Source organism: Maridesulfovibrio zosterae DSM 11974 (assembly GCF_000425265.1).
GTDB lineage: Bacteria > Desulfobacterota > Desulfovibrionia > Desulfovibrionales > Desulfovibrionaceae > Maridesulfovibrio > Maridesulfovibrio zosterae.
The window spans coordinates 2,673-22,366 of the sequence record NZ_KE384344.1 but is presented as its reverse complement, the minus strand read 5'-3'; the positions used below and the strand labels follow the sequence as shown (position 1 = coordinate 22,366).

Genomic DNA, 19,694 nt, shown 5'->3' with positions numbered 1-19,694 from the left:
CACACATACCCTTTCAGCAACGGATAAATTATGCATTGCAGGATAAATCCACTCTTCATTATAGCATTTTCTTTCTTCCTTATTTTTATATCAATTCCGTATACAGCTTTTGCTTTCCAGCAAGATCTTAGATTTCAAAAATTTCCTTTAAATGAAAGACTGTCACAGTCATCATTACTATGCATGATTCAAGATTCAAAAGGGTTCATGTGGTTCGGCACCTATGATGGTCTTAACCGCTATGATGGACAGAATATAAAAATTTATAAACCATCTAAAAAACCGGGAAGTATTTCTGACGGTAATATTCGTGCTCTATATGAAGATTCAAAAGGCCAACTCTGGGTAGGAACTGGAAATGGACTTAATTTTTATGATCGAAAAACAGACACATTTAAAAGTTATCTGCCTGAAAAAGATAACCCTGACTCAATTTCAGGAAAAAATATCCGGTGTATTTATGAAGACTCAAAAGGACGGATGTGGATAGGAACACACCATGGCCTAAACCTTTTTGACCGGTCATCTGGAAAATTCAAGAAATTTCAAGCTTCAAATTCAACGGCTAGTATCAGTCATAATGAAATACGCAGCATCCATGAAGATATGCAAGGCCATATATGGGTTGGAACAGCTGTAGGTTTAAATCTACTGCTCGATGATGGAAAAAAATTTAAAAAATACCGGAACGATCCAGCAAATCCATCCAGTATTTGTGATGATACAATACTTTGTTTTTATCAAAACAAAAAAAATGAATTATGGATAGGAACAAAAAAAGGAATATCAATATACAACCCGACGTCTGACAACTTTGAAACATTATTCAGATCATTAGAAATTAATGATATCTACGAAGACAACAAAGGGACTCTCTGGCTGGGTACTCTTGAAGGACTGGCAAAAAGATCTGCAGAAACAGCATCGCTTTCTCCCGAAAAAATGCATTTTACCTTCTTCACCAAGAACCAGATGGATCCCCAAAGTATCGGTGACAATAAGATCATAAAAATTTTAGAAGACCGCTCCGGAGTTTTATGGATAGGTACATATGGTGACGGGCTGAGCTTACTGACCCCAAAAATGCAGGCCTTTGGCATCAAATCTCGTCATCCTTGGAAAAAAAACACTCTGCCGGGAATGGAAGTAAGTGCAGTTCTTGAAGACAGCCAGGGGGAGGTATGGATTGGGACATACAAAAACGGACTCAGTATTTATAATCCACATACCAATATTTTCAGAAACTATAGCAAAAATTCAAAGAAACCATGGAATCTTTCTGGCAATAGAATCAACTGTATCTTTGAAGATTCCAATGGACTTTTCTGGGTGGGTACACGTAAAAATGGTGTATTTGTAATTGATAAAAATAAAGGAATTGTTTCTCGCTATCGTAGAAATAAAAAAGATCCTGAAACTCTGAGCCAGAATAATGTCTGGTGGATTTACCAAGGCAGTAAAGGCTATATATGGATAGGTACCAGTAAAAAAGGGTTGAATAGGCTAGATCCGAAGACCGGTAAAATTAAACTTTTCAGCCACTCTGACAAAGATCCAACCAGTCTTGGACATAACAGGGTGCGCAATATTTTTGAGGACAGCCACCATAATTTCTGGGTCTGCACCAATGCAGGGCTGAATCTGATGGACCGGACAAACGGAACATTCAAACACTACAAGCATGACCCAGAAAACCCAAATACAATTTCCAACAATAGAGTAACACCTATTGCAGAGGCTGCTGATGGTTCTTTATGGATAGGCACTGATCAGGGTCTGAACAGATTTGATCCGGTAACCGAAACTTTTACACGCTTCACAAAAGAAAACAGGCTGGCAAATGATGGAATTCAAGGTCTTTGCATAGATAATAGCGGTAAAATATGGGTTTCAACCTTTAAGGGAATTTCAACCCTTGAACCGACCACAGGAAAAATATGGAATTTCGGTCTTTCTGACGGACTACAAGGGATAGAATACTGGATAAACTCTTATAATAAAGGTCAAAGCGGGAAAATGTATTTCGGAGGACTTAAGGGAATGAACATGTTTGACCCTCGTGATATAAAAATTAATCATGTTCCGCCGCCAGTTGTAATCACCAATCTTACTATAATGAACACTCCGGTAAACCTCGGCACGAACATTTCTGAAACTAAGGAAATCACCCTGTCGTGGAAAGATGCAATGTTCACATTTTCCTTTGCAGCTCTTGATTATCAAAATCCAAAACTGAACAAATACAAATATAAACTAGAAGGTTTTAATGATCGCTGGATAGACGCAATATCAGATGCTTCTGCAACCTTCACCAACTTTGACCATGGCACATACACATTCAAAGTAATTGCTTCCAACAGTGACGGAGTATGGAACAAAATAGGTACCAGTATCAAGGTAAAGATTATCCCTCCATTCTGGAATACATGGTGGTTTAAGTCTTTAGTAATATTTATTATTCTTTTCTCATCACTACTTTTTATGCAGTTACGAATCCTAGCAGTACAAAGGCAACGAGAGAGTCTTGCCCGCCAGGTTGATAAAAAGACAGCAGATCTAAGTCATGAAATAGAAGAGCATATGAAAACAGAGCAACAACTTGAGGATGCTATAATAAAAGCTGAGGAAGCCAATCAGGCTAAAAGTGCATTTCTCGCCAGTATGAGCCATGAAATACGTACTCCGCTAAATTCAATTATAGGAGTTGCTGATCTGCTCAAAGGCACGGAAATATCTGATGAACAAGCAGAGTATGTAAATATATTTGAATCTTCCAGTGAAATACTTCTATCCATTATTAATGATATATTGGATTTTTCAAAAATAGAAGCAAACCATGTTAAGCTTGAAAGCATCCATATTGACCTGCTGCAGGAAATTGAATCCATACTTTCGCTGCAAGCCACAGCTGCAATTATGCGTGGAATAGAACTGGTTTGCAGATTCAAACCGGATGTACCAGAATTTGTTATCGGAGACCCGACAAGGTTGCGTCAAGTCTTACTCAATATAGTTTCAAATGCAGTTAAGTTTACTTCTCATGGAGAAGTCAGCATGACTGTTGCCCGGAGTTCAAATCCAAATAAGTCTGATGATATTATCTTCACTATTGCCGACACAGGAGTAGGCATAGATCCAGAGAAGCTTGAATCAATTTTTGCTCCTTTCTCACAGGCAGACAGCTCTACCACCAGAAGGTTCGGAGGTTCAGGTCTGGGACTTTCTATCAGCAAAAAATTGTCAGAACTTATGGGCGGAAATATTAAAGCTGAAAGTACTCCAGGTGTTGGAAGCTGTTTTAAAGTTACTCTTCCTCTACCCCGCGATCTTGAATCATCCTCCAGTAAGCAACCAAGTCTGGATAATACGGAAATAATTGTTGCGGTCCGCAACCCTAATGCTCTTAACGCTATCTGCGAAACTCTAAACTCATTCGGGGCTACAACTACCCCTTGCTTCAACGCAGAGTCACTTCGTGTACTTTTATCAGCACAATCAGATTACAAGCATAACATTTTAGCTTATGACATGACTTTTCAAAAAAATAAAAATCTTAACCTACTAGAGAATATACAACAATCTGGAGTTAAACTTCCTCCTGTACTTTTAATGCAGCAGGGTGTCAGTTTTGACCGTAATCTATTACAGGGAATGATCAACGCACAAGGTATAACGATGCCGCCGCCGAAGCGCACGCTTCTGCGGACTATAATGAAAATGCTGGCAATTTCTCCAGCAACTATACAGGATTCATCTAGGAATGATTTAGCACAACTACCTGATATAAGAGTTCTTCTTGTAGAGGACAACATATCAAACCGTGAATTAGTAAGACACTTCTTTAAAAAGACAGAAGCAACCCTTATTATGGCAACAAATGGTAAAGAAGGGTTAGAGCTGGCTCTTTATGAGAAATATGACATCATCCTCATAGACATGGAAATGCCTGTGATGGATGGCTATGAATTTCTCAGTCAGTTCAGGAAGAAAGAAATGGAAACACACGATAAAAGAACTGGGATTATAGCCCTTACGGCCCATGCATCATCAGAGTTTAGAGAAAAATGCCTCGAAGCCGGGGCTGATGATTTTCTTCCCAAACCAATCAAACAGGCAGCTCTCCTACGAACAATTCTTGCCTTGCATAATAGGATAAAGTGATGACAAAACTTAGCGTAAGCCAAACAAAATGGAATAGAGCAATCCACATGCTGAGCGCATGCCTATGGGGGGGAGGAGCCCTTTCAATGGTATTGCTGCACAGCACGATTACTCCCTTTTCAGGAGAAGCCCTTTACGGTCGAGACCTCTGCATAAAAGCGATTGACCAATACGTCGTCACGACTGGTGCATTCGGCTGTCTCATTACTGGAACTATCTTTGCGTGGAAAAACTCTTGGGGATTTTTTAAATATAACTGGATAATAACCAAATGGATTATCAACGTCGGTTTCATCATATTCGGCTTCTTATTTTACATGCCTTGGCTTGATCACATGAGTGAACTATCTGGAAAAACACAACTTATGGCCCAGCTTACCCCTGAATACCTTCGCAGCCAAATGCTCAACGAAGTTACCGCCTTTATAGTATTCGGCTGCCTGCTTCTGTTAGTGTTAATTTCAGTTTTCAAACCTTGGGGAAAAAACAGCTCATTTCAAAGAAAATCAAATATGTCCTAAAAAATCGACATATTGCAACTGGTATGACAGCTTCTCCCTTACTCTCCTATAATTTTGACCAGCACACGTTTTTTACGTCCACCGTCAAACTCACCATAAAAAATTTGTTCCCAAGTACCAAAATCAAGCATACCATCAGTAATGGCAACCACAACTTCGCGTCCCATAACCTGCCGTTTCATGTGCGCATCGGCATTATCTTCATACCCATTATGACGGTACTGGCTAACAGGCTCATGTGGGGCCAATTTTTCCAACCACTGCTCATAATCATGATGAAGACCGGGCTCATCGTCATTAATAAAAACACTGGCTGTAATATGCATGGCATTGACCAGGCAAAGGCCTTCTTTTACACAGGACTCAGCAATACACTTTTCAACATCAGACGTGATGTTGATAAAGTCTCTGCGGCCGGGAACCTCAAACAACAATTCATGTCTATAAGACTTCATATTTATTTCCTCACTTACAGTTAAGTATATGTCAGCCATCAACAACACTTGACAGTAATAGCATGCAAATGCTTGATTCAGCTTCCGGCAACAGAATGTTCAAAACACATTTAAACCATTTTGCCGACATAAACAATTTTCATTAACAGACGTTTACCCTCTACCATTATATTCATAATGCGCCGAACACTTAATAAGAATTATGAAAAGGAATAGAGGATCTTAGATAAAAAATGGAGATAACTCCAGAAGAGACATAAGAAAAAAGGAGCATACGATGGATAAAGGATACGCAGAAACTATTGCATCTGACATCATGCAGATGTTGGAATCAGCTAAAAGCAGCAATCTTAATTTAAACAGTGGATTTCAGAACGACGCATTTACCGCAGAAAAATTTTCATTCGGATATCTTTTTTACCCCCGTGACATGTTGCTCGGAATTCCCAACCTGCCCCAGGCAGTGCGGAAAAAAATAAAAAAATCTAATATCCTAGGCTTGGTAGACCTTGAGGGTAAAAAAGTTGGCATTCATCTGATTTGTTCTTTGCCACAAGGATTTGATGAAATCGAATCGGCACAAGATATAATTGATGGGATTAACAATAAAGAGCTGATGGACTTTAAGGGACAAATTGCAGAAATTCTGCACAAAGATCTAGTTGGTAATACTGAAGCACCAAAAACAGCTCAATAAAATATCATTTTTTAGTAATACGGCTGCTCCTTACAAAAGGTGCGGCCTATCTTACCCTTTAGGAATGAGTCTGCCTATTATCTTTACTAATTCGTCAATTTTGACAGGTTTAGATGAATAAGCATCCATTCCACTATCTAAAAATTTTTCGCGATCACCTTCCATTGCATATGCAGTTAGAGCAATGATCGGAATATCATTACCTGATTCCCTGATTTTTCTTGTTGCTTCCAACCCATCCATTTCCGGCATCTGCACATCCATAAGAATAACGTCAAAAGGCCCCTCATTTTCAAGCAGCTCAAGAGCTTCAAGCCCATTCTCTGCGGCCTGCACATGAAAACCTTCTTCTGTCAAAAAATGCGAGATATAAACCTGATTCGTGGCATTATCTTCAGCAAGAAGAATATTCGCTCCAGACTTAACCCCCTCATTCCCATTATCAATAAGTGTTGATTTGTTAACCCTTTGTCCTTCACTTGATTTAAGCCTAACGGTAAACTTGAATTCAGTTCCCCAACCAATCTTACTGTTGAAATCAATATGCCCACCCATCATTTTGACAAGTTGACGCGAAATAGCAAGTCCAAGGCCGCTGCCCGGATGCCGTTTTGAGTATCCGGCATTAAGCTGCACAAAACTTTCGAACAACTTTTCTGCTTTATCTTTAGAAATTCCTATTCCTGTATCCCTAACCCTGAACTCAAGTATAGCCCCCTCATCATAACTTCCCACATGATCAACAGAAATTTCAACATATCCTTTTTCTGTAAACTTAATGGAATTACCTACAAGATTAATAATGATCTGCCCAAGCCTGTATTCATCACCATGGTAAAATCTTGAAACATTTTCATTAATATTGCTCCGCAACTCAATTCCCTTTTCCTCAGCCTGAACCTCAAGTACAGATAGCTGCTTACTGAGCATCTCATGAAAATCAAAATCCTCAGGCCTAAGTTCCATCTTGCGGGCTTCTATTTTAGAAATATCAAGAATATCATTAATTATATGTAACAGTGATTCTGCTGCCTTCTTTACCGTGGCCAGATACCCTTTCTGCTCACCTGTAAGATAGGTATTCAGCGTCATATCAGTCATACCAATAATTGCACTTATCGGAGTACGAATTTCATGACTCATATTAGCTAAAAACTCGCTTTTAGCTCTGTTCGCTTCCTCTGCTGCATCTCTTGCTTCGCAAAGCTCAACTTCACCGCGCTTTCTTTCAGTGATATCCTGCCCCACGGCTAAAACACCAAGAGCATCACCTTTAGCATCAAGTAAACGGGACAAAGACCACTGTACCAGAGATTCTTCTCCGTCACTTGTTTGTACATAATTCTCCTGTAATCTCAATGGAGTACCAGATAGCACAGTAGCAAATTGACGGGAAGAGTCGCCCCACAGACGCTCAGGCACAAACAGTTCATAATAATCACGCCCCAAAACTTCGTGACGGGTTCTACCGAAAAGTTCCTCTGCCATACGGTTAAACTCTAGAATCTTTTTGTCCGGCGAGAGCAGAATTATAACACTTTCTGCGGTCTTAACCAAAGAACGAAAACGGTAAGCACTCTCTTTCAAAGCCTCTTCCACTTTTTTTCTGGTGGTAATATCTTCGACTGTAGCGACGACCTTTTTAATACTTCCATCATCAGCAAAAAGAGGAGATGCGTTAATAGACAACAAAACCCTTCGACCATCCAGCCAGTGGATGGCATAGCGGATGTCAAGAACGGCATTACGAATCTTCATAACACGGTTAAAAGCAAGACGCTCCTCAGGAAAAAGTGAGCCGTCATGTCCACGAATTTTCCAGATAGGATCGTTATGCTGCCTGCCTATAATATCTTCACGAGAAACGCCATGTACCCTTGCGGCCTGTTCATTTGCAAAAATAATTTTACCGTCATTGTCCATCACCAGGATTCCCATGGGACTGGTTTCCATAATACTTCCCATAAGATCACGCTCACGCTGCAATTCAAGCTCAACCTTTTTACGCTTATCAATATTGAGATAGAGAAAAGCAATAAAAGCCAGCAAAACCGTAATCACAACTCCTGCACTAATTGCAAAAATACGGTCCAGATCAGCAGCCCCAAGCTCTGTAATAGAATTAGAAAGCCACCCGTGTGCAAAAATATCCGTACACCCGGGGAGCAGTACTAATAAGACCAAAAGTATATTACGCATCATAACTCTGATTATCATCCGATTAAACTTGTAAGCTTAAAAACAGCTAATGAATAAAATATAACATACTATTATCTTCATTAATCATTCAGAGCAAGTCCGCAGCAAAGAATATTGATTACAATCTGCCTTTAAGCTGCAATCCTTTTATAAGTCCAAAACACCCAGCAAGCATCATATCACCACCTGGGGATGGAAACTCAACAGGATAATCATTTAATAGATTGCGCTTTGGCCCCATCACATAGGTTGGAATAAAACCTCCAGCAGCATCAGGAAGGTCCAGAGTCATGCAACCATGCCCCCAGTCATCAAATACATCCTGAAAGCATATATCACCTTTGCGAAACGATAAGGATTCATTCCATAGCTTTTCGGAGGTCATATTGCCGGTATGATGTTCATATACGCCAAATACCAGTCCTTTATAAATTAAAAACGAAACAATATGACTATTACCGACATTAATCAGACAAATCCCCTCTCTATGGCTATGGTCCATAATCTCATCTACAAACAAAGCACCCAGTACAGCGGCAGCTCCGGTATCTGACACAGGTCCGCCACCGATGGACTGCTGTAATTCTCTCAGTCTGGTAAACTCAGATGGAACTATATCAAACAGCAGACTTGCCGGATTCCCTTTATGAACCAGCAATAGTTTTTCCCAGAGATTAAATCTGCCAATACGGTTACTTTTACCGGGATGATAACCATGATCCTGTACCGAAGCGACAACAAGATCAGGGTATTCAAGACCGGCAGCAGATAAAAAGCACTGCCACCAGCCTGCATCGAAATCACATAAATGCACAGGAATAGTATCGGATGGCAGCGAATCTTTTAAAATAATACCTTTTTTTTCAAGCTGAGAAAGGTCATCTCCAAGAGCAAGGGCTGCCTGAGGATCAGCAAAAACTTTAAATCCGGCCTCCATATGAGGAAAAACAGCACGAGCAAATCCTCCTCCCATATTCTTTCCGGTAAGATAAATATTCACACCACGTCTGGTCTGTTCTCGGATCTTTTCTCCAACAACCCTAGCAGGAGAAGGTAAAACAAACTTAAAACAATTTTCTATTTCCACTCCTTCCCTGTAATAAAGAACATCCTGCGTACCGCTGCCAATATCCAGACTTAATATCTTTCGGCTCAACTTTGTGTCTCCGTTTCTGTTAAAATTATTAAAATATGTTGCAGGTTGAGACAATTTCCGTCAATTGAAAATAAACTAGATATCTTATGTTATACTGACACAACGAATCAGAGAAAATACCTGCAACCTTGTTTTTTAAAATATACAATATGACAAAAATAATTCTGTTAATCGTAATAATTATTTTCTTCCTGCCAACACCATTGTTAATTTTAGCAACTGTGCTTAATTGGAAAAGAATCAAAACGAAGCCACTTTCTCAAAACGCAGTAAAACTTGTCAGAGCCATTATCTCATCCGGAATGAGTATGTGCATTGCAATTACCACCCGCCCATTTACCTTTCTTGACAAAATCCAGCCAGTAAAAAAAGGACAAAACAAGGTTCCAATTTTAATGGTACACGGGCTATACCACAACAGGACAGCATGGTTGCTAATGAAACAAAAACTTAACTCTGCCAACTACAGCAATACAACAACATGGCAATATAACAGTTTTACCACCTCATACCCGGAGCTGATACTCAAACTACGTAAAGAAATAATCAGGCTCCACAATGAAAATAACTGCAAAATAATACTTGTAGGACATAGTCTCGGAGGACTTGTAATTTCAGGAGCGTCTAATAATCCTGAAATCGAGAAAATGGTATCTGGACTGATAACAATCGGAACCCCATTTAGAGGCAGCGTGCTTGCGCTGATTGCTACGGGACATTTAGGTAGAAGTCTTCATCCTTCCAGTTCACTGTTTAAAGGCAATAATAAAATTTTATACCCCACTAAAATATCCAAAACAGCAATAATATCTCCAACAGATGAAATGGTTATTCCATGGCAAAATCTAGAACCAGACACTCAGGACTGGAAAATTATTCGGAGTCCGGCTTTAGGCCATGTTGCCATGTTATACAGTCGTAAAGTAGCTGCAATCGTAGCAGAAAGAATAAGCAAAATTCAGAGCACTAACGACTCTTAGCATACAAAAAGGCTGAAACTAAGCACATACAAGCAAGTGCTTAGTTTCAGCCTTTAATATAGACATAATTAAAAAATCTTAACTGCTAAGAAACGAACTCTTCAATCTTTGCTTTCAACTGTTCAGGAGTAAAAGGTTTGGTAATAAAGTCATTAACCCCAGTCTTCCTAGCCAGCTCCTGCTGAGAATATTCCGACTCAGTGGTAACCATTATTACTGGAACAGTTTCAAATCCGTCAGTCTGCCTAAGCTTAGAGACCAGCTCCATACCATCCATGACAGGCATATTCATATCCGTAATGATAACATCAAAGATATCGCCCTGCTCAGCATAACTATAAGCTTCGTGACCATTTTCAGCCACAGTAGGTTCATAACCGGCATTGGTTAAAATAGAACGATAGAGAGCAAGCATAGACTTAGAGTCATCAACGGCAAGAGCTCTGCGGCCTTGACCTTGAACACGTTCAGGCAACCGTTCCATATCAGCTTTAGCTTCCTCTCCGCCGATTTCACGTAGCTTATCACGAAAAGCGTCATGTACAACATGGTCTTTTGATGCTGCGACAGCATTCATCATAAAACGCCCGATCTTACCTTCAGAATACAATCCCTCGAAGATATTAACTGCCCTGGCAGTAACAATAGCTCTGAGAATCTTTCCTGCTTTGCTGCCGCCAGCTCCGATAAGTTCGACCATTTTCTTAAGAACGCCCGGATTAACCAGAGAATCAAGTCCGGTCAATACGGCAACAGTAATCAGTTCGTCATCATCTTGAAGGCCATCAATAAGACTGATAACACCTTTCATTGTTCCTATCTTTCCAATGGCCTCATAAAGAGCATACCTGACACTTGAATCATCAGAATACTTTTTCTCAATGGCATCCATGAGCACATCAAGGCCTTCTTTATCACCAATAAATCCAAGAACATTTGCAGCTAAAATAATATCGTCTTTATCAGAATCAGGGCTGATTATTTTCTTAAGGTGAGGAACTGCTGAGCTGCCTAAAGAAGTCAAAGAATCTGTCACGACTCTTCTAACTGTAGGGTTACGATGATGCAGATTCTCAACAACAAAAATAAGTGCTTCATCAGAACCTATCAGAGTTAGAGCTTCTACAGCTTTCCAGGTTGTCAGATCACAAACCTCGTATCTGTCATCCTCATTGTTGTGCAGAACAATCTCTTTCAACCCTTCAATGGACTGCTCATCCTTAAGCTCGCCAAGCATTTCAATTGACATAACAACAATCAAGTCATCATCATTTGTCAAATTGGCACGGTAAAGATCAATAGCTTCATCTCCACCTATTTTTGAAAGTGACGTCAAAACCTCAAAAAGAAGATCTGCTTTGATTTCACTTTCAGCCATTTTCAGCAAATTAGGGATTGCTGATTTAAATTGAAACTCACCACTCATTCTGATGCACAGAACTTTTAACTTCTCATCATCACTATCCAGAAGTTTAACAGTACTTTGCTCATCAGATGACAAAACTCCGTTCAAAGCAGTCACAACCATATAATCTACAGAAGTGTCATTTAGAGGAGTCTGAAAAAGATCAAGCAGCCCCTCAAGTTCAGCAACATCTTTACCTGTTGCGACCTCATTGAGGATGGTGATTTTATCCAAAAATGGTTTCTCTCTGAACCCAGCTAACATAGACATATCAAAGACTCACTTTTTTTCATTAGTGCTTAAATTACTCAAAGCAAAATTCAATTGTAAATTCCCCGGCATCGGAATTAAACGGAATAGCCATAATCGGAGTAGAAGAAATATGAGCAATAGTATGGTTATCCCCCATAATTACAGAAGGAGTTGAACCGGAAAAAGTAAGTCCATGTTCAGCAAGCCCCGCACGGGCCTGCCCAGAGACCATATTCGTAATTTCACCGACGGCATCCTGTACATCCTGAATAATATCCTGAATATCATCTCCAAGCATATTTTTAACAATAGTTACTGCGCAACTTTTGGTAAAAGAGATAGAAATAGTTCCATTCATATCCCCTGTAATTCCAACTAGTCCAGTAACATCACCGACAGCTGTTTTTCCCTTTTTAACATAAGGTTTTCCAGGGATAGGAGTAACCATTGCCATCATAGACAACACGTCAACTGCTGCCTTGATAAACGGTTTAGCTAATTCCGCTTTCATAAAAATTTCCCTTATCAGATGTTATTTCCCAATCGGGGCTCACCTCAATTCTATCTGCTTATACCTTTATCTTTTAAGGATACTAGCTATAAAACCAAAAAGGTTCAAGACCCACCACATTAAAGTTCTTTTTCCCCACTATAAGTACTGGGTTATAACTCAAAAACAAACATTTGCCGACCAAAAAATGTATCCTCACCTTTTTTGCACTAGCAAAGGCTACAAACTTCATATTAGATTGATCGGCACAGTGTTGCACGCTTTAGTAGGATGGTGTAAAACTCATTAATATAACTATAAAAGTTTTACCAATGAAAGGATAAGATAATAAAATGATTCAAAGCCTGTTTGGCCTCATGGGCCTTATTTTTGTAGCATGGCTATTTAGCGAAGACAAAAAAAATGTCAGTATCAAAAATATATTAACTGGCTTAGCTCTCCAGATGGCAGTCGCTGCTTTGACGCTCAAAGTTCCTGCTTTCAACAATATAATGATGTACTTAAATCATGTTGTGGATGCCTTGCAGAATGCGACTACAGCCGGTACCAGCTTTATTTTCGGATATCTGGGCGGAGGCCCGCTTCCATTTAAAGAAATTTCTCCAGGAGGCAGCTGGACCTTTGCTTTTAGGGCTCTTCCACTAATCCTGGTTGTCAGTGCCCTTTCAGCTCTTTTGTTTTACTGGCGCATTATACCTATCATCGTCAAAGCTTTTTCGTTTGTTTTACAAAAGACAATGGACATACAAGGAGCGCTTGGACTCGGTGTTGCCTCAAATATTTTTGTAGGCATGGTTGAAGCCCCAATAGTAATCACACCTTACGTAAAAGATATGACCCGCAGTGAACTCATGACTTTGATGATAAGCGGTATGGCTACAATTTCAGGTACAGTACTTGTTCTATATGCCTCCATTTTAAATCCGGTTATTCCCGGAGCCATAGGCCATATATTGACAGCCTCCATTATAAGTGCTCCTGCAGCCATTCTGATTTCAAGGCTAATGGTTCCTGAAAAATCAATTGTAAACCAAAGTGGCAAAACATTCATAGGCTCATCAGCTTCAAGCTCTATGGATGCGATTGTAAAAGGGACTTCTGATGGGGTACAACTCTTAATAAACGTGACCGCTTTGCTGCTGGTCTTGGTGGCCCTTGTTGCTCTTGCCAACCAAATATTGACTTTTCTACCTGACATTTCAGGAGAACCAATAACTTTACAACGCATTCTTGGCGTTGCTATGTGGCCCATTGTCTGGCTTATGGGCATCCCCGCAAATGAAGCTTTTGCTGCTTCATCACTCATGGGAACAAAAACAATTCTAAATGAGTTTCTTGCCTATCTGCAAATGGCCAATCTTCCAGCCGGTACCCTGTCACCTCGATCCATTATTATAATGACCTATGCTATGTGCGGTTTTGCCAATCTTGGCAGTCTTGGAATTCTGATTGGCGGACTCATATCCATAGCACCTAATCGTAAAACTGAAATAGTCGAACTTGGTCTCAGATCTGTTGTGGGAGGAACTCTTGCAACCTGTATGACAGGTGCAATAGTAGGCCTTTTATACTAAAATTTAGTCAAAAAGAGACTTGTAATAAACATGTTGCACTTTAAAAACAGCGTTGCACCGGCACAACTTAGAAACTTTCTGCACAGGAGAACTCCTTCAAAAAATGCAGTCCTAATTTTAGCTGCCATAGTGATTGGAATAGGATCTGCATTGGCTGCTATAGCCTTAAACACAGCTCTTGAATTTCTTACAACTCTGCGTCATACACACTCTAATCACTGGTGGATATTTATTCTGCCTGCAGTCGGATGCGCAGGAGGAGTATTCATCAGCCGCAACATTCTTAAAGAATCAGGCGGACACGGAGTTGGTGAAGTCATCGCTAAGGTGGGTTTAAAGCAGGGAATACTGCGACCAATATCCATAATAAGTGCGCTCCTGACCAGCCTGATAACAATTGCCAGCGGAGGATCCGCCGGACCAGAATCACCTGTCGTAGTAAGCGGAGCATCTATGGGGTCCAATCTTTCAAGACTCCTCAAGATGAGCGGCCAATCCAGAATGACACTTATCGGTTGCGGAGCTGCAGGATCAATCTCAGCCATATTCAATGCTCCGGTAACCGGGATGATTTTCGCTGTGGAGATAATTCTGGGAGAATGGACCCCTTATCATCTGATCCCTATTGCCATATCCTCTGTTGTAGCAACACAGACTTCACGGACACTTGAAGGTAATGTAATCCCATTTAGTGAAACATTTCCTCAAATGAGTATCGCAGATCTTGGAGCATCAGTTCTTCTAGCTGTTCTAGCTGCGCTTGTATCAGTCTTTTTTGTTCGCGCAATCAGACAAGTAGGATCTTCGTGCTCCAACTATACTAATGTCCCATGGATCAAGGCAGCGGCAGGAGGTCTCTCTGTAGGGCTTATCGGTATATTCTTTCCCCTAGCCCTTGGTGAAGGATATCCTTCCATAAAAATGGCTATTCACGGCTCTCTTCCGACTGGCCTTGGCATAGTTGCACTAATGCTCTTAACCAGAATATTGACCACGTCACTAACTCTTGGAAGTGGCGCTCTAGGAGGGATATTTGCTCCCTGCCTTGTCATCGGATCTCTTTTCGGAACATTCTTCTATAGAGCTATCTCATATTTAATACCTCCACAGTGGCTGAGTCATGAAGGATCATATGCAGTTCTGGGAATGGCCGGCATAGTCAGTGGAGTCATGCAGGCACCATTGACCAGTGTTTTCCTGGTTCTGGAGATAACCAACGGCTATCAGGCAGTTATGCATATTATGATTGTCACTTTTCTAGCCTCTATGTTGACTCATGCTTTCGAACCCTCATCATTTTACTTCAAAGATCTGGTAGAGAAAGGACAGCTTCTACGTCCAAAAACAGATGCCAAAATTCTTTCCGATATAGATCCAGAAAGTTTAGTCCACCAACAGCTTACAAGAGTCTGCCCTCAAATGCCTGTTCGAGACTTTATCCAGATGCTGACCAATACCACACAAACCCATATCCCCATTATAGACAGCGAAACAAATAAATTCATTGGTATTGTCGATGTTGCTTCAGCTCGTTCATCTATCCTTGATCCGGAGAGCCAGCAAAATAATATAGGCGAGATAGCCATTGATAAGAACGCTCCTATAACTGAAGAAGGCATGGGAGCAGCTGAAATTTTGGAAATTATGAATAGAAGCGGTAAAAACACCCTTCCCTACATGAAGGATGATAATTTCGTCGGATTTATCACGAAGGAAGATATACTTTCTGCCTACCGCGGCGAAATGAAATCCTACGGAGCAAGTGATAATTTATTTTAATTTCTAGAAAATGAATCTAACTCGCTGGTTTCTGCGAATCATCATCTTTATCCAGTTCGTCACTATCCTTGAGGTACTTTTCTTTAACTAAAGAATCTGCAACCTTCCCCATGGCCTTTTCCAATTTATTTTTTAACCTAGGATCATTGCCCATTATTTCTTTAGCTGAATGCATAAATCGCTTAGAAATCTTCCTATCCATAATCACCTACAACAAAACATACATAAAAAAATGGTTACACATTTAAAATAAATAGTATAGAAATATAAACTATTTCTATAGCTAGTTCAATCTTGATTTTTTTACAGACAACTAAATGTATTATAAATTTGTTCTCCATCCTCTGTAATAACTAACTTTTACTTTACATCAATTTATATAATTGTTTACTATTTAATATATAAGTATTAATTTAATACATTGAGATTAGTATGCAGTCTGTTTTATTTACTCAAATAAGGATGCAGGTATGGTAAATATTACGAATCATGATGACGTTAGTTCTGAAGAATTTCTACAGATAAGTACAAATATAGTCAGCACATTTGGAAATAGGCTTCCAGTATCAATTTGCATCCATGATGATGAAATTGACAGGGTTGTTCCTTTATTTGAACGTGAGACCCGAATTTCAGATAAAAAACGTCAAACTATTGATAACTACTGTGCTGAAGGAAATCTTTTTATATCCAAGGAAGACTATGCGAAACTAGCCGGGCACATAAGTAAAAACCTTGGATCTCTTCTTACAGAACATTATCTTGAAGAAACAGACGCAGCTAAAATATTTTATGATGGAGTTTTAGAGAAAGTTAGAGCATTTTACTCCAATCCCATTGGTGAAACACTGGAAGATCTCAAATCGACATTAGCAATATACTGCGAATACGTTTGGATAGATCCCAACAGATGGACATATTTTTTTAATACACTCAGGAGGGAAAAAGACCTGTGCTGCCACGTAGTTAATACACTTTTTGTTGGAACAGCAATCTATCTGAAAGTGGTATATAATCCTAAAAAGAAACTCGACTTACGCCCCATTGCAATGGGACTTATTCTACATGATTTGGGGATGACTCAGCTCCCAACGGCTCTAAGTACTAAAAATAGTCCTTTTTTATATAAAGAAAGAATGCGCATGCAAGAGCATGTTGATATTTCTGAAAAGATGCTATATCGGCTTGATATTAAAGATGAAATAGTAAAATCATGTGTTTTTGATCATCATGAACGCATAGACGGTAGCGGATACCCAAGAGGAAGAAGAGCAGAAGCAATTTCAACTGAAGCTCGAGTATGTGCCATAGCAGATGCATTTTGCGGTATGATCTCTGAGCGCTGGCATCGGGCAGCACTTAATCCGATCCTTGCCGCAATCATTATTTCAGAGAAAAAAGCTCAATATGATCCTGCCCTAGCAAGTTCACTTATTTCATTCATCATTGCAAATAATCCTGAAATGAAAGCTCTTCTACAAAACAAAGAAAAAATGAAACAACTCAAAGCCATTGCTCTCCAAAAATGTGCTCAATAAATTGATCAGTTAAAAACTAGCCACGTAGAAAAAATCTTTTTATAGAATCGTACGCATTTATCAATTCTATTGCTTTTAAGGTTGTATGAGTAGAAAAACAGCTTTAATTTCTGAACTTAAAAAAATAGTCTTTTTGCTCTTCAAAAATCTGGTTCATCACCGATTTCCGGGAAAAGCAGCCCTGATTTTTCAGGAAGAAATATTCATGGCCCCGAAACCCGTATGCCATTCTTTTGATCACCTTGATTTTGTTGTTGATCCCTTCCAATAGACTGGTGTGTAATCGGAACTCGCAGTGAGCCAGAATGCCATGGATATATGGCTTGAGTTTTTGAGCGAAGCGGCGGGGAGGTTCGACACCGCTCCGCAGAGCTCTGCGATACCAGCCGCGCCAAAATTTAATGGCAGACTTGCGGTAGCGATACGACCAGAGTTGTTTCAAATCTTCCTTGCGGACTTCATCCACTACTTCGCGGCCAAACTTGGCAACTATTTGAAATATATCATAAATAATTCCTGCTTTAGGATATTATGCCCGGACTTCGGCCTCGAACGCTCAATTCATATCCAGGCCCAAAGCCTTGATCTGCTGGCATCCGGCAGGGCTAAGTTTTTTTTCAAAGAACGGGCGTATGCTTTCTTGACTGCGACCTTTGCCAACCCAAACAACGCGTCTTGCGTATCGTTCCACAATGACGGTCGCGTATCGTTGACCTTTCTGCAAGGCGAATTCATCCATGGCCTGTACGGTCAGACCGGAGAGATCCACTTCTCCCAGTATTTCAGAAAGATACTGTTTTTCAATGTGTTTGACCCTGCCCCAACTCAGTTCGAAGAATTCAGCAACATGCTTGACCGAAGCTACAATGCAAAGTCTTGCTACGCTTTCCGCCAACCGACGGGTAACTCGTGCATACCTGCCCAGCCAGGGCAATTATTCCAGTTTTGGTCCACAGTTCGGACAGGCTACGCGTCTACGCCAGACAAGTAGATTCGTCCGGGCTCCCAGAATCGGAAGATCACGGCCCCATCTTTCCTCATAATCGTGAACGTGGCTTGCAAGTCGCCCACAACTACTGCATTTCATGCGTCTACGGTTGTTCGGCAGGAGTTCAATCCATGTTTCAGGGGCGGGTGCTTTCTCTCCTGCCTCAAACCGTTGAACAGAACCTATCCGATAGCCTTTCCAAACACCCAAAACATTCGGAATATCCTTCTTCGACAACGGCAGCCTTCTTTGTGACATCTCAAGTGTGTGGTGACCTTTAAGATATCAAGAGGTTGTCGTTGTCTCAATTCAGATATTTATCCCGGAAATCGGTGATGAACCGGAAAAAAGCGGGGTTGGTCAGCAATCTGAAATCCCCGGTTGAACAAGTTCAGTCGGGGATTTTTTGATCCGAAAGCTATTATGAGATAAAGACTAGTTATGACTAGGCAGGTATAACCAACCGTTTGCCCAGAGCAAAAGCTTCTTCACATTCCCTGGGGAATATCTCTTCTCGCCGCCTAAGCTTTGCGGCTGCATCAAACTTCTCGGACTCATATTTTGAATAATCGCTGTATTGCAGGGTATCTCCAGAAACCAACAATTCACAGGGGCCGAAATGTCTGGACATCATTGTCTGGGTCAGGCCGAAATGCTGGTTGTATCCATAGCTGTCAGCATCCTCAAGGCTAACATTCATGGTGTAAATCAAAGCAGTATTAATGGTTCTGGGGAATTGCGATTTCATATCCTTTGAATAATTATTGTATGGGAACAGCAGACGTTCCAGCAGCGCACGGGTGGCAGCAGATTCAGCACCGTAATACACTGGTGTTCCAACAATCAGAGCGTCTGCATTTCGCACCCGCTCCAGAACCGGGGAAAGGTCGTCTTTTACAGCACAGAATCCATCCTGTTTGCGGTTCAGTTTCTTACAGGCAAAACAACTGATGCATCCTGAAAATTCAAGATCGTAAAGATTCACAAGTTCTGTTTCCGCTCCTGCCGATGCCGCACCTTCAAGAGCACTTTCCAGCAGTGAAACTGTGTTCCAATTCTTTTTACGCGGGCTGCCGTTAAAGGCTATAATGTTCATAGCAAACTATCCTTATAGTATGTTTTCTGAAGTTGACCCATTAGCTGCAGTGGGGCGTCATGCTCCTTGAGGTTTTATTCCTACCAATTGTGAGGAAAATATCTTCAGTAATAAATATGAACTTAGCAGCTACTTTTATTACAGCATAACTCGTAAATACATCCTGAATATCGCTTGCTCCAATTAAAAGGTTCATCACCTATTTCCGGGAAAAGCAGCCCTGATTTTTAGAAAGAAATATTCATGATCCCTGAACCCGTATGCCATTCTTTTGATCACCTTGATTTTGTTGTTGATCCCTTCCAATAGACTGGTGTGTAATCGGAAATCGCAGTGAACCAGAATGCCATGGATATATGGCTTGAGTTTTTGAGCGAAGCGG

The 19,694-nt window shown here is 40.5% G+C and carries 15 protein-coding genes and 1 pseudogene; 7 read left to right on the top strand and 9 right to left on the bottom strand.

The features are described from left to right. Positions 1-30: 30 nt before the first annotated feature. Entirely contained in the window at positions 31-4,161 is a 4,131-nt protein-coding gene (locus H589_RS20105; RefSeq protein WP_051249818.1) for a hybrid sensor histidine kinase/response regulator, read from the top strand. Beyond that, positions 4,161-4,682: a DUF2269 family protein gene (locus tag H589_RS0118040; protein ID WP_027723324.1), complete on the top strand. Its 522-nt coding sequence runs from the start codon at positions 4,161-4,163 to the stop codon at positions 4,680-4,682. The genes H589_RS20105 and H589_RS0118040 overlap by 1 nt, the downstream gene beginning before the upstream one ends. 38 nt (positions 4,683-4,720) lie before the next feature. Here the strand turns inward: H589_RS0118040 and H589_RS0118035 are convergent, their stop codons facing one another. Beyond that, complete coding sequence (locus H589_RS0118035; protein WP_027723323.1) at positions 4,721-5,137, bottom strand: secondary thiamine-phosphate synthase enzyme YjbQ; 417 nt, start codon at positions 5,135-5,137, stop codon at positions 4,721-4,723. 277 nt (positions 5,138-5,414) lie between these two features. Between H589_RS0118035 and H589_RS0118030 the strand changes: the two genes are divergently transcribed. Next, positions 5,415-5,834 carry a hypothetical protein gene (locus tag H589_RS0118030; protein ID WP_027723322.1) on the top strand — a complete coding sequence of 140 codons (420 nt, stop codon included), beginning with the start codon at positions 5,415-5,417 and terminating at the stop codon, positions 5,832-5,834. 51 nt (positions 5,835-5,885) lie between these two features. Here the strand turns inward: H589_RS0118030 and H589_RS0118025 are convergent, their stop codons facing one another. Continuing rightward, positions 5,886-8,033, bottom strand: coding sequence for a PAS domain-containing hybrid sensor histidine kinase/response regulator (locus tag H589_RS0118025; RefSeq protein ID WP_245577208.1), 2,148 nt, complete (start codon positions 8,031-8,033; stop codon positions 5,886-5,888). A gap of 118 nt (positions 8,034-8,151) precedes the next feature. Beyond that, the gene (locus H589_RS0118020; RefSeq protein ID WP_027723320.1) at positions 8,152-9,189 is read right to left on the bottom strand and encodes a DUF1786 domain-containing protein; all 1,038 of its coding nucleotides are present in this window, start codon (positions 9,187-9,189) and stop codon (positions 8,152-8,154) included. A gap of 149 nt (positions 9,190-9,338) precedes the next feature. On the opposite strand from H589_RS0118020, the gene H589_RS0118015 reads away from it, so the two are divergent. After that, positions 9,339-10,169: a PGAP1-like alpha/beta domain-containing protein gene (locus H589_RS0118015; RefSeq protein WP_027723319.1), complete on the top strand. Its 831-nt coding sequence runs from the start codon at positions 9,339-9,341 to the stop codon at positions 10,167-10,169. Positions 10,170-10,254: 85 nt separating this feature from the next. On the opposite strand, the gene H589_RS0118010 is transcribed toward H589_RS0118015, so the two are convergent. Next, positions 10,255-11,844: a HEAT repeat domain-containing protein gene (locus H589_RS0118010; protein WP_027723318.1), complete on the bottom strand. Its 1,590-nt coding sequence runs from the start codon at positions 11,842-11,844 to the stop codon at positions 10,255-10,257. A 34-nt stretch (positions 11,845-11,878) separates the two neighbouring features. Beyond that, positions 11,879-12,337 carry a chemotaxis protein CheX gene (locus H589_RS0118005; protein ID WP_027723317.1) on the bottom strand — a complete coding sequence of 153 codons (459 nt, stop codon included), beginning with the start codon at positions 12,335-12,337 and terminating at the stop codon, positions 11,879-11,881. Positions 12,338-12,669: 332 nt separating this feature from the next. Here H589_RS0118005 and H589_RS0118000 point away from each other — a divergent pair, with 332 nt between their 5' ends. Both H589_RS0118000 and H589_RS0117995 read left to right on the top strand, forming a co-directional pair. Continuing rightward, complete coding sequence (locus H589_RS0118000; RefSeq protein ID WP_027723316.1) at positions 12,670-13,911, top strand: NupC/NupG family nucleoside CNT transporter; 1,242 nt, start codon at positions 12,670-12,672, stop codon at positions 13,909-13,911. A 30-nt stretch (positions 13,912-13,941) separates the two neighbouring features. Then, entirely contained in the window at positions 13,942-15,690 is a 1,749-nt protein-coding gene (locus tag H589_RS0117995; protein WP_027723315.1) for a chloride channel protein, read from the top strand. Positions 15,691-15,706: 16 nt separating this feature from the next. Here H589_RS0117995 and H589_RS0117990 read toward each other — a convergent pair whose 3' ends face one another. Next, entirely contained in the window at positions 15,707-15,892 is a 186-nt protein-coding gene (locus tag H589_RS0117990) for a hypothetical protein (protein ID WP_027723314.1), read from the bottom strand. Between the two features lie 268 nt (positions 15,893-16,160). Here H589_RS0117990 and H589_RS0117985 point away from each other — a divergent pair, with 268 nt between their 5' ends. Then, on the top strand, positions 16,161-17,228 hold the full coding sequence (locus H589_RS0117985; RefSeq protein WP_027723313.1) for an HD-GYP domain-containing protein: 1,068 nt from the start codon (positions 16,161-16,163) through the stop codon (positions 17,226-17,228). A gap of 156 nt (positions 17,229-17,384) precedes the next feature. On the opposite strand, the pseudogene H589_RS20720 reads toward H589_RS0117985, so the two are convergent. The 3 genes and pseudogenes from H589_RS20720 to H589_RS20715 form a co-directional block, all read right to left on the bottom strand. Then, a pseudogene (locus tag H589_RS20720) lies at positions 17,385-18,453 on the bottom strand (transposase). A 208-nt stretch (positions 18,454-18,661) separates the two neighbouring features. Continuing rightward, complete coding sequence (locus H589_RS0117970) at positions 18,662-19,312, bottom strand: flavodoxin family protein (protein WP_027723310.1); 651 nt, start codon at positions 19,310-19,312, stop codon at positions 18,662-18,664. Between the two features lie 195 nt (positions 19,313-19,507). Beyond that, positions 19,508-19,694 (bottom strand): transposase (locus tag H589_RS20715; RefSeq protein WP_211225353.1); only part of this gene is annotated, 187 nt, incomplete at its 5' end.

Excerpts from the sequence above, each read along its gene's own strand:
- H589_RS0118010 (WP_027723318.1), bottom strand. The coding sequence starts at position 11,844 with ATGTCTATGTTAGCTGGGTTCAGAGAGAAACCATTTTTGGATAAAATC.
- H589_RS0117995 (WP_027723315.1), top strand. The coding sequence starts at position 13,942 with ATGTTGCACTTTAAAAACAGCGTTGCACCGGCACAACTTAGAAACTTT.
- H589_RS20105 (WP_051249818.1), top strand. The coding sequence starts at position 31 with ATGCATTGCAGGATAAATCCACTCTTCATTATAGCATTTTCTTTCTTC.
- H589_RS0118005 (WP_027723317.1), bottom strand. The coding sequence starts at position 12,337 with ATGAAAGCGGAATTAGCTAAACCGTTTATCAAGGCAGCAGTTGACGTG.
- H589_RS0118035 (WP_027723323.1), bottom strand. The coding sequence starts at position 5,137 with ATGAAGTCTTATAGACATGAATTGTTGTTTGAGGTTCCCGGCCGCAGA.
- H589_RS0118015 (WP_027723319.1), top strand. The coding sequence starts at position 9,339 with ATGACAAAAATAATTCTGTTAATCGTAATAATTATTTTCTTCCTGCCA.
- H589_RS0118000 (WP_027723316.1), top strand. The coding sequence starts at position 12,670 with ATGATTCAAAGCCTGTTTGGCCTCATGGGCCTTATTTTTGTAGCATGG.
- H589_RS0118040 (WP_027723324.1), top strand. The coding sequence starts at position 4,161 with ATGACAAAACTTAGCGTAAGCCAAACAAAATGGAATAGAGCAATCCAC.
- H589_RS0117990 (WP_027723314.1), bottom strand. The coding sequence starts at position 15,892 with ATGGATAGGAAGATTTCTAAGCGATTTATGCATTCAGCTAAAGAAATA.
- H589_RS0118030 (WP_027723322.1), top strand. The coding sequence starts at position 5,415 with ATGGATAAAGGATACGCAGAAACTATTGCATCTGACATCATGCAGATG.
- H589_RS0118025 (WP_245577208.1), bottom strand. The coding sequence starts at position 8,033 with ATGCGTAATATACTTTTGGTCTTATTAGTACTGCTCCCCGGGTGTACG.
- H589_RS0117985 (WP_027723313.1), top strand. The coding sequence starts at position 16,161 with ATGGTAAATATTACGAATCATGATGACGTTAGTTCTGAAGAATTTCTA.
- H589_RS0117970 (WP_027723310.1), bottom strand. The coding sequence starts at position 19,312 with ATGAACATTATAGCCTTTAACGGCAGCCCGCGTAAAAAGAATTGGAAC.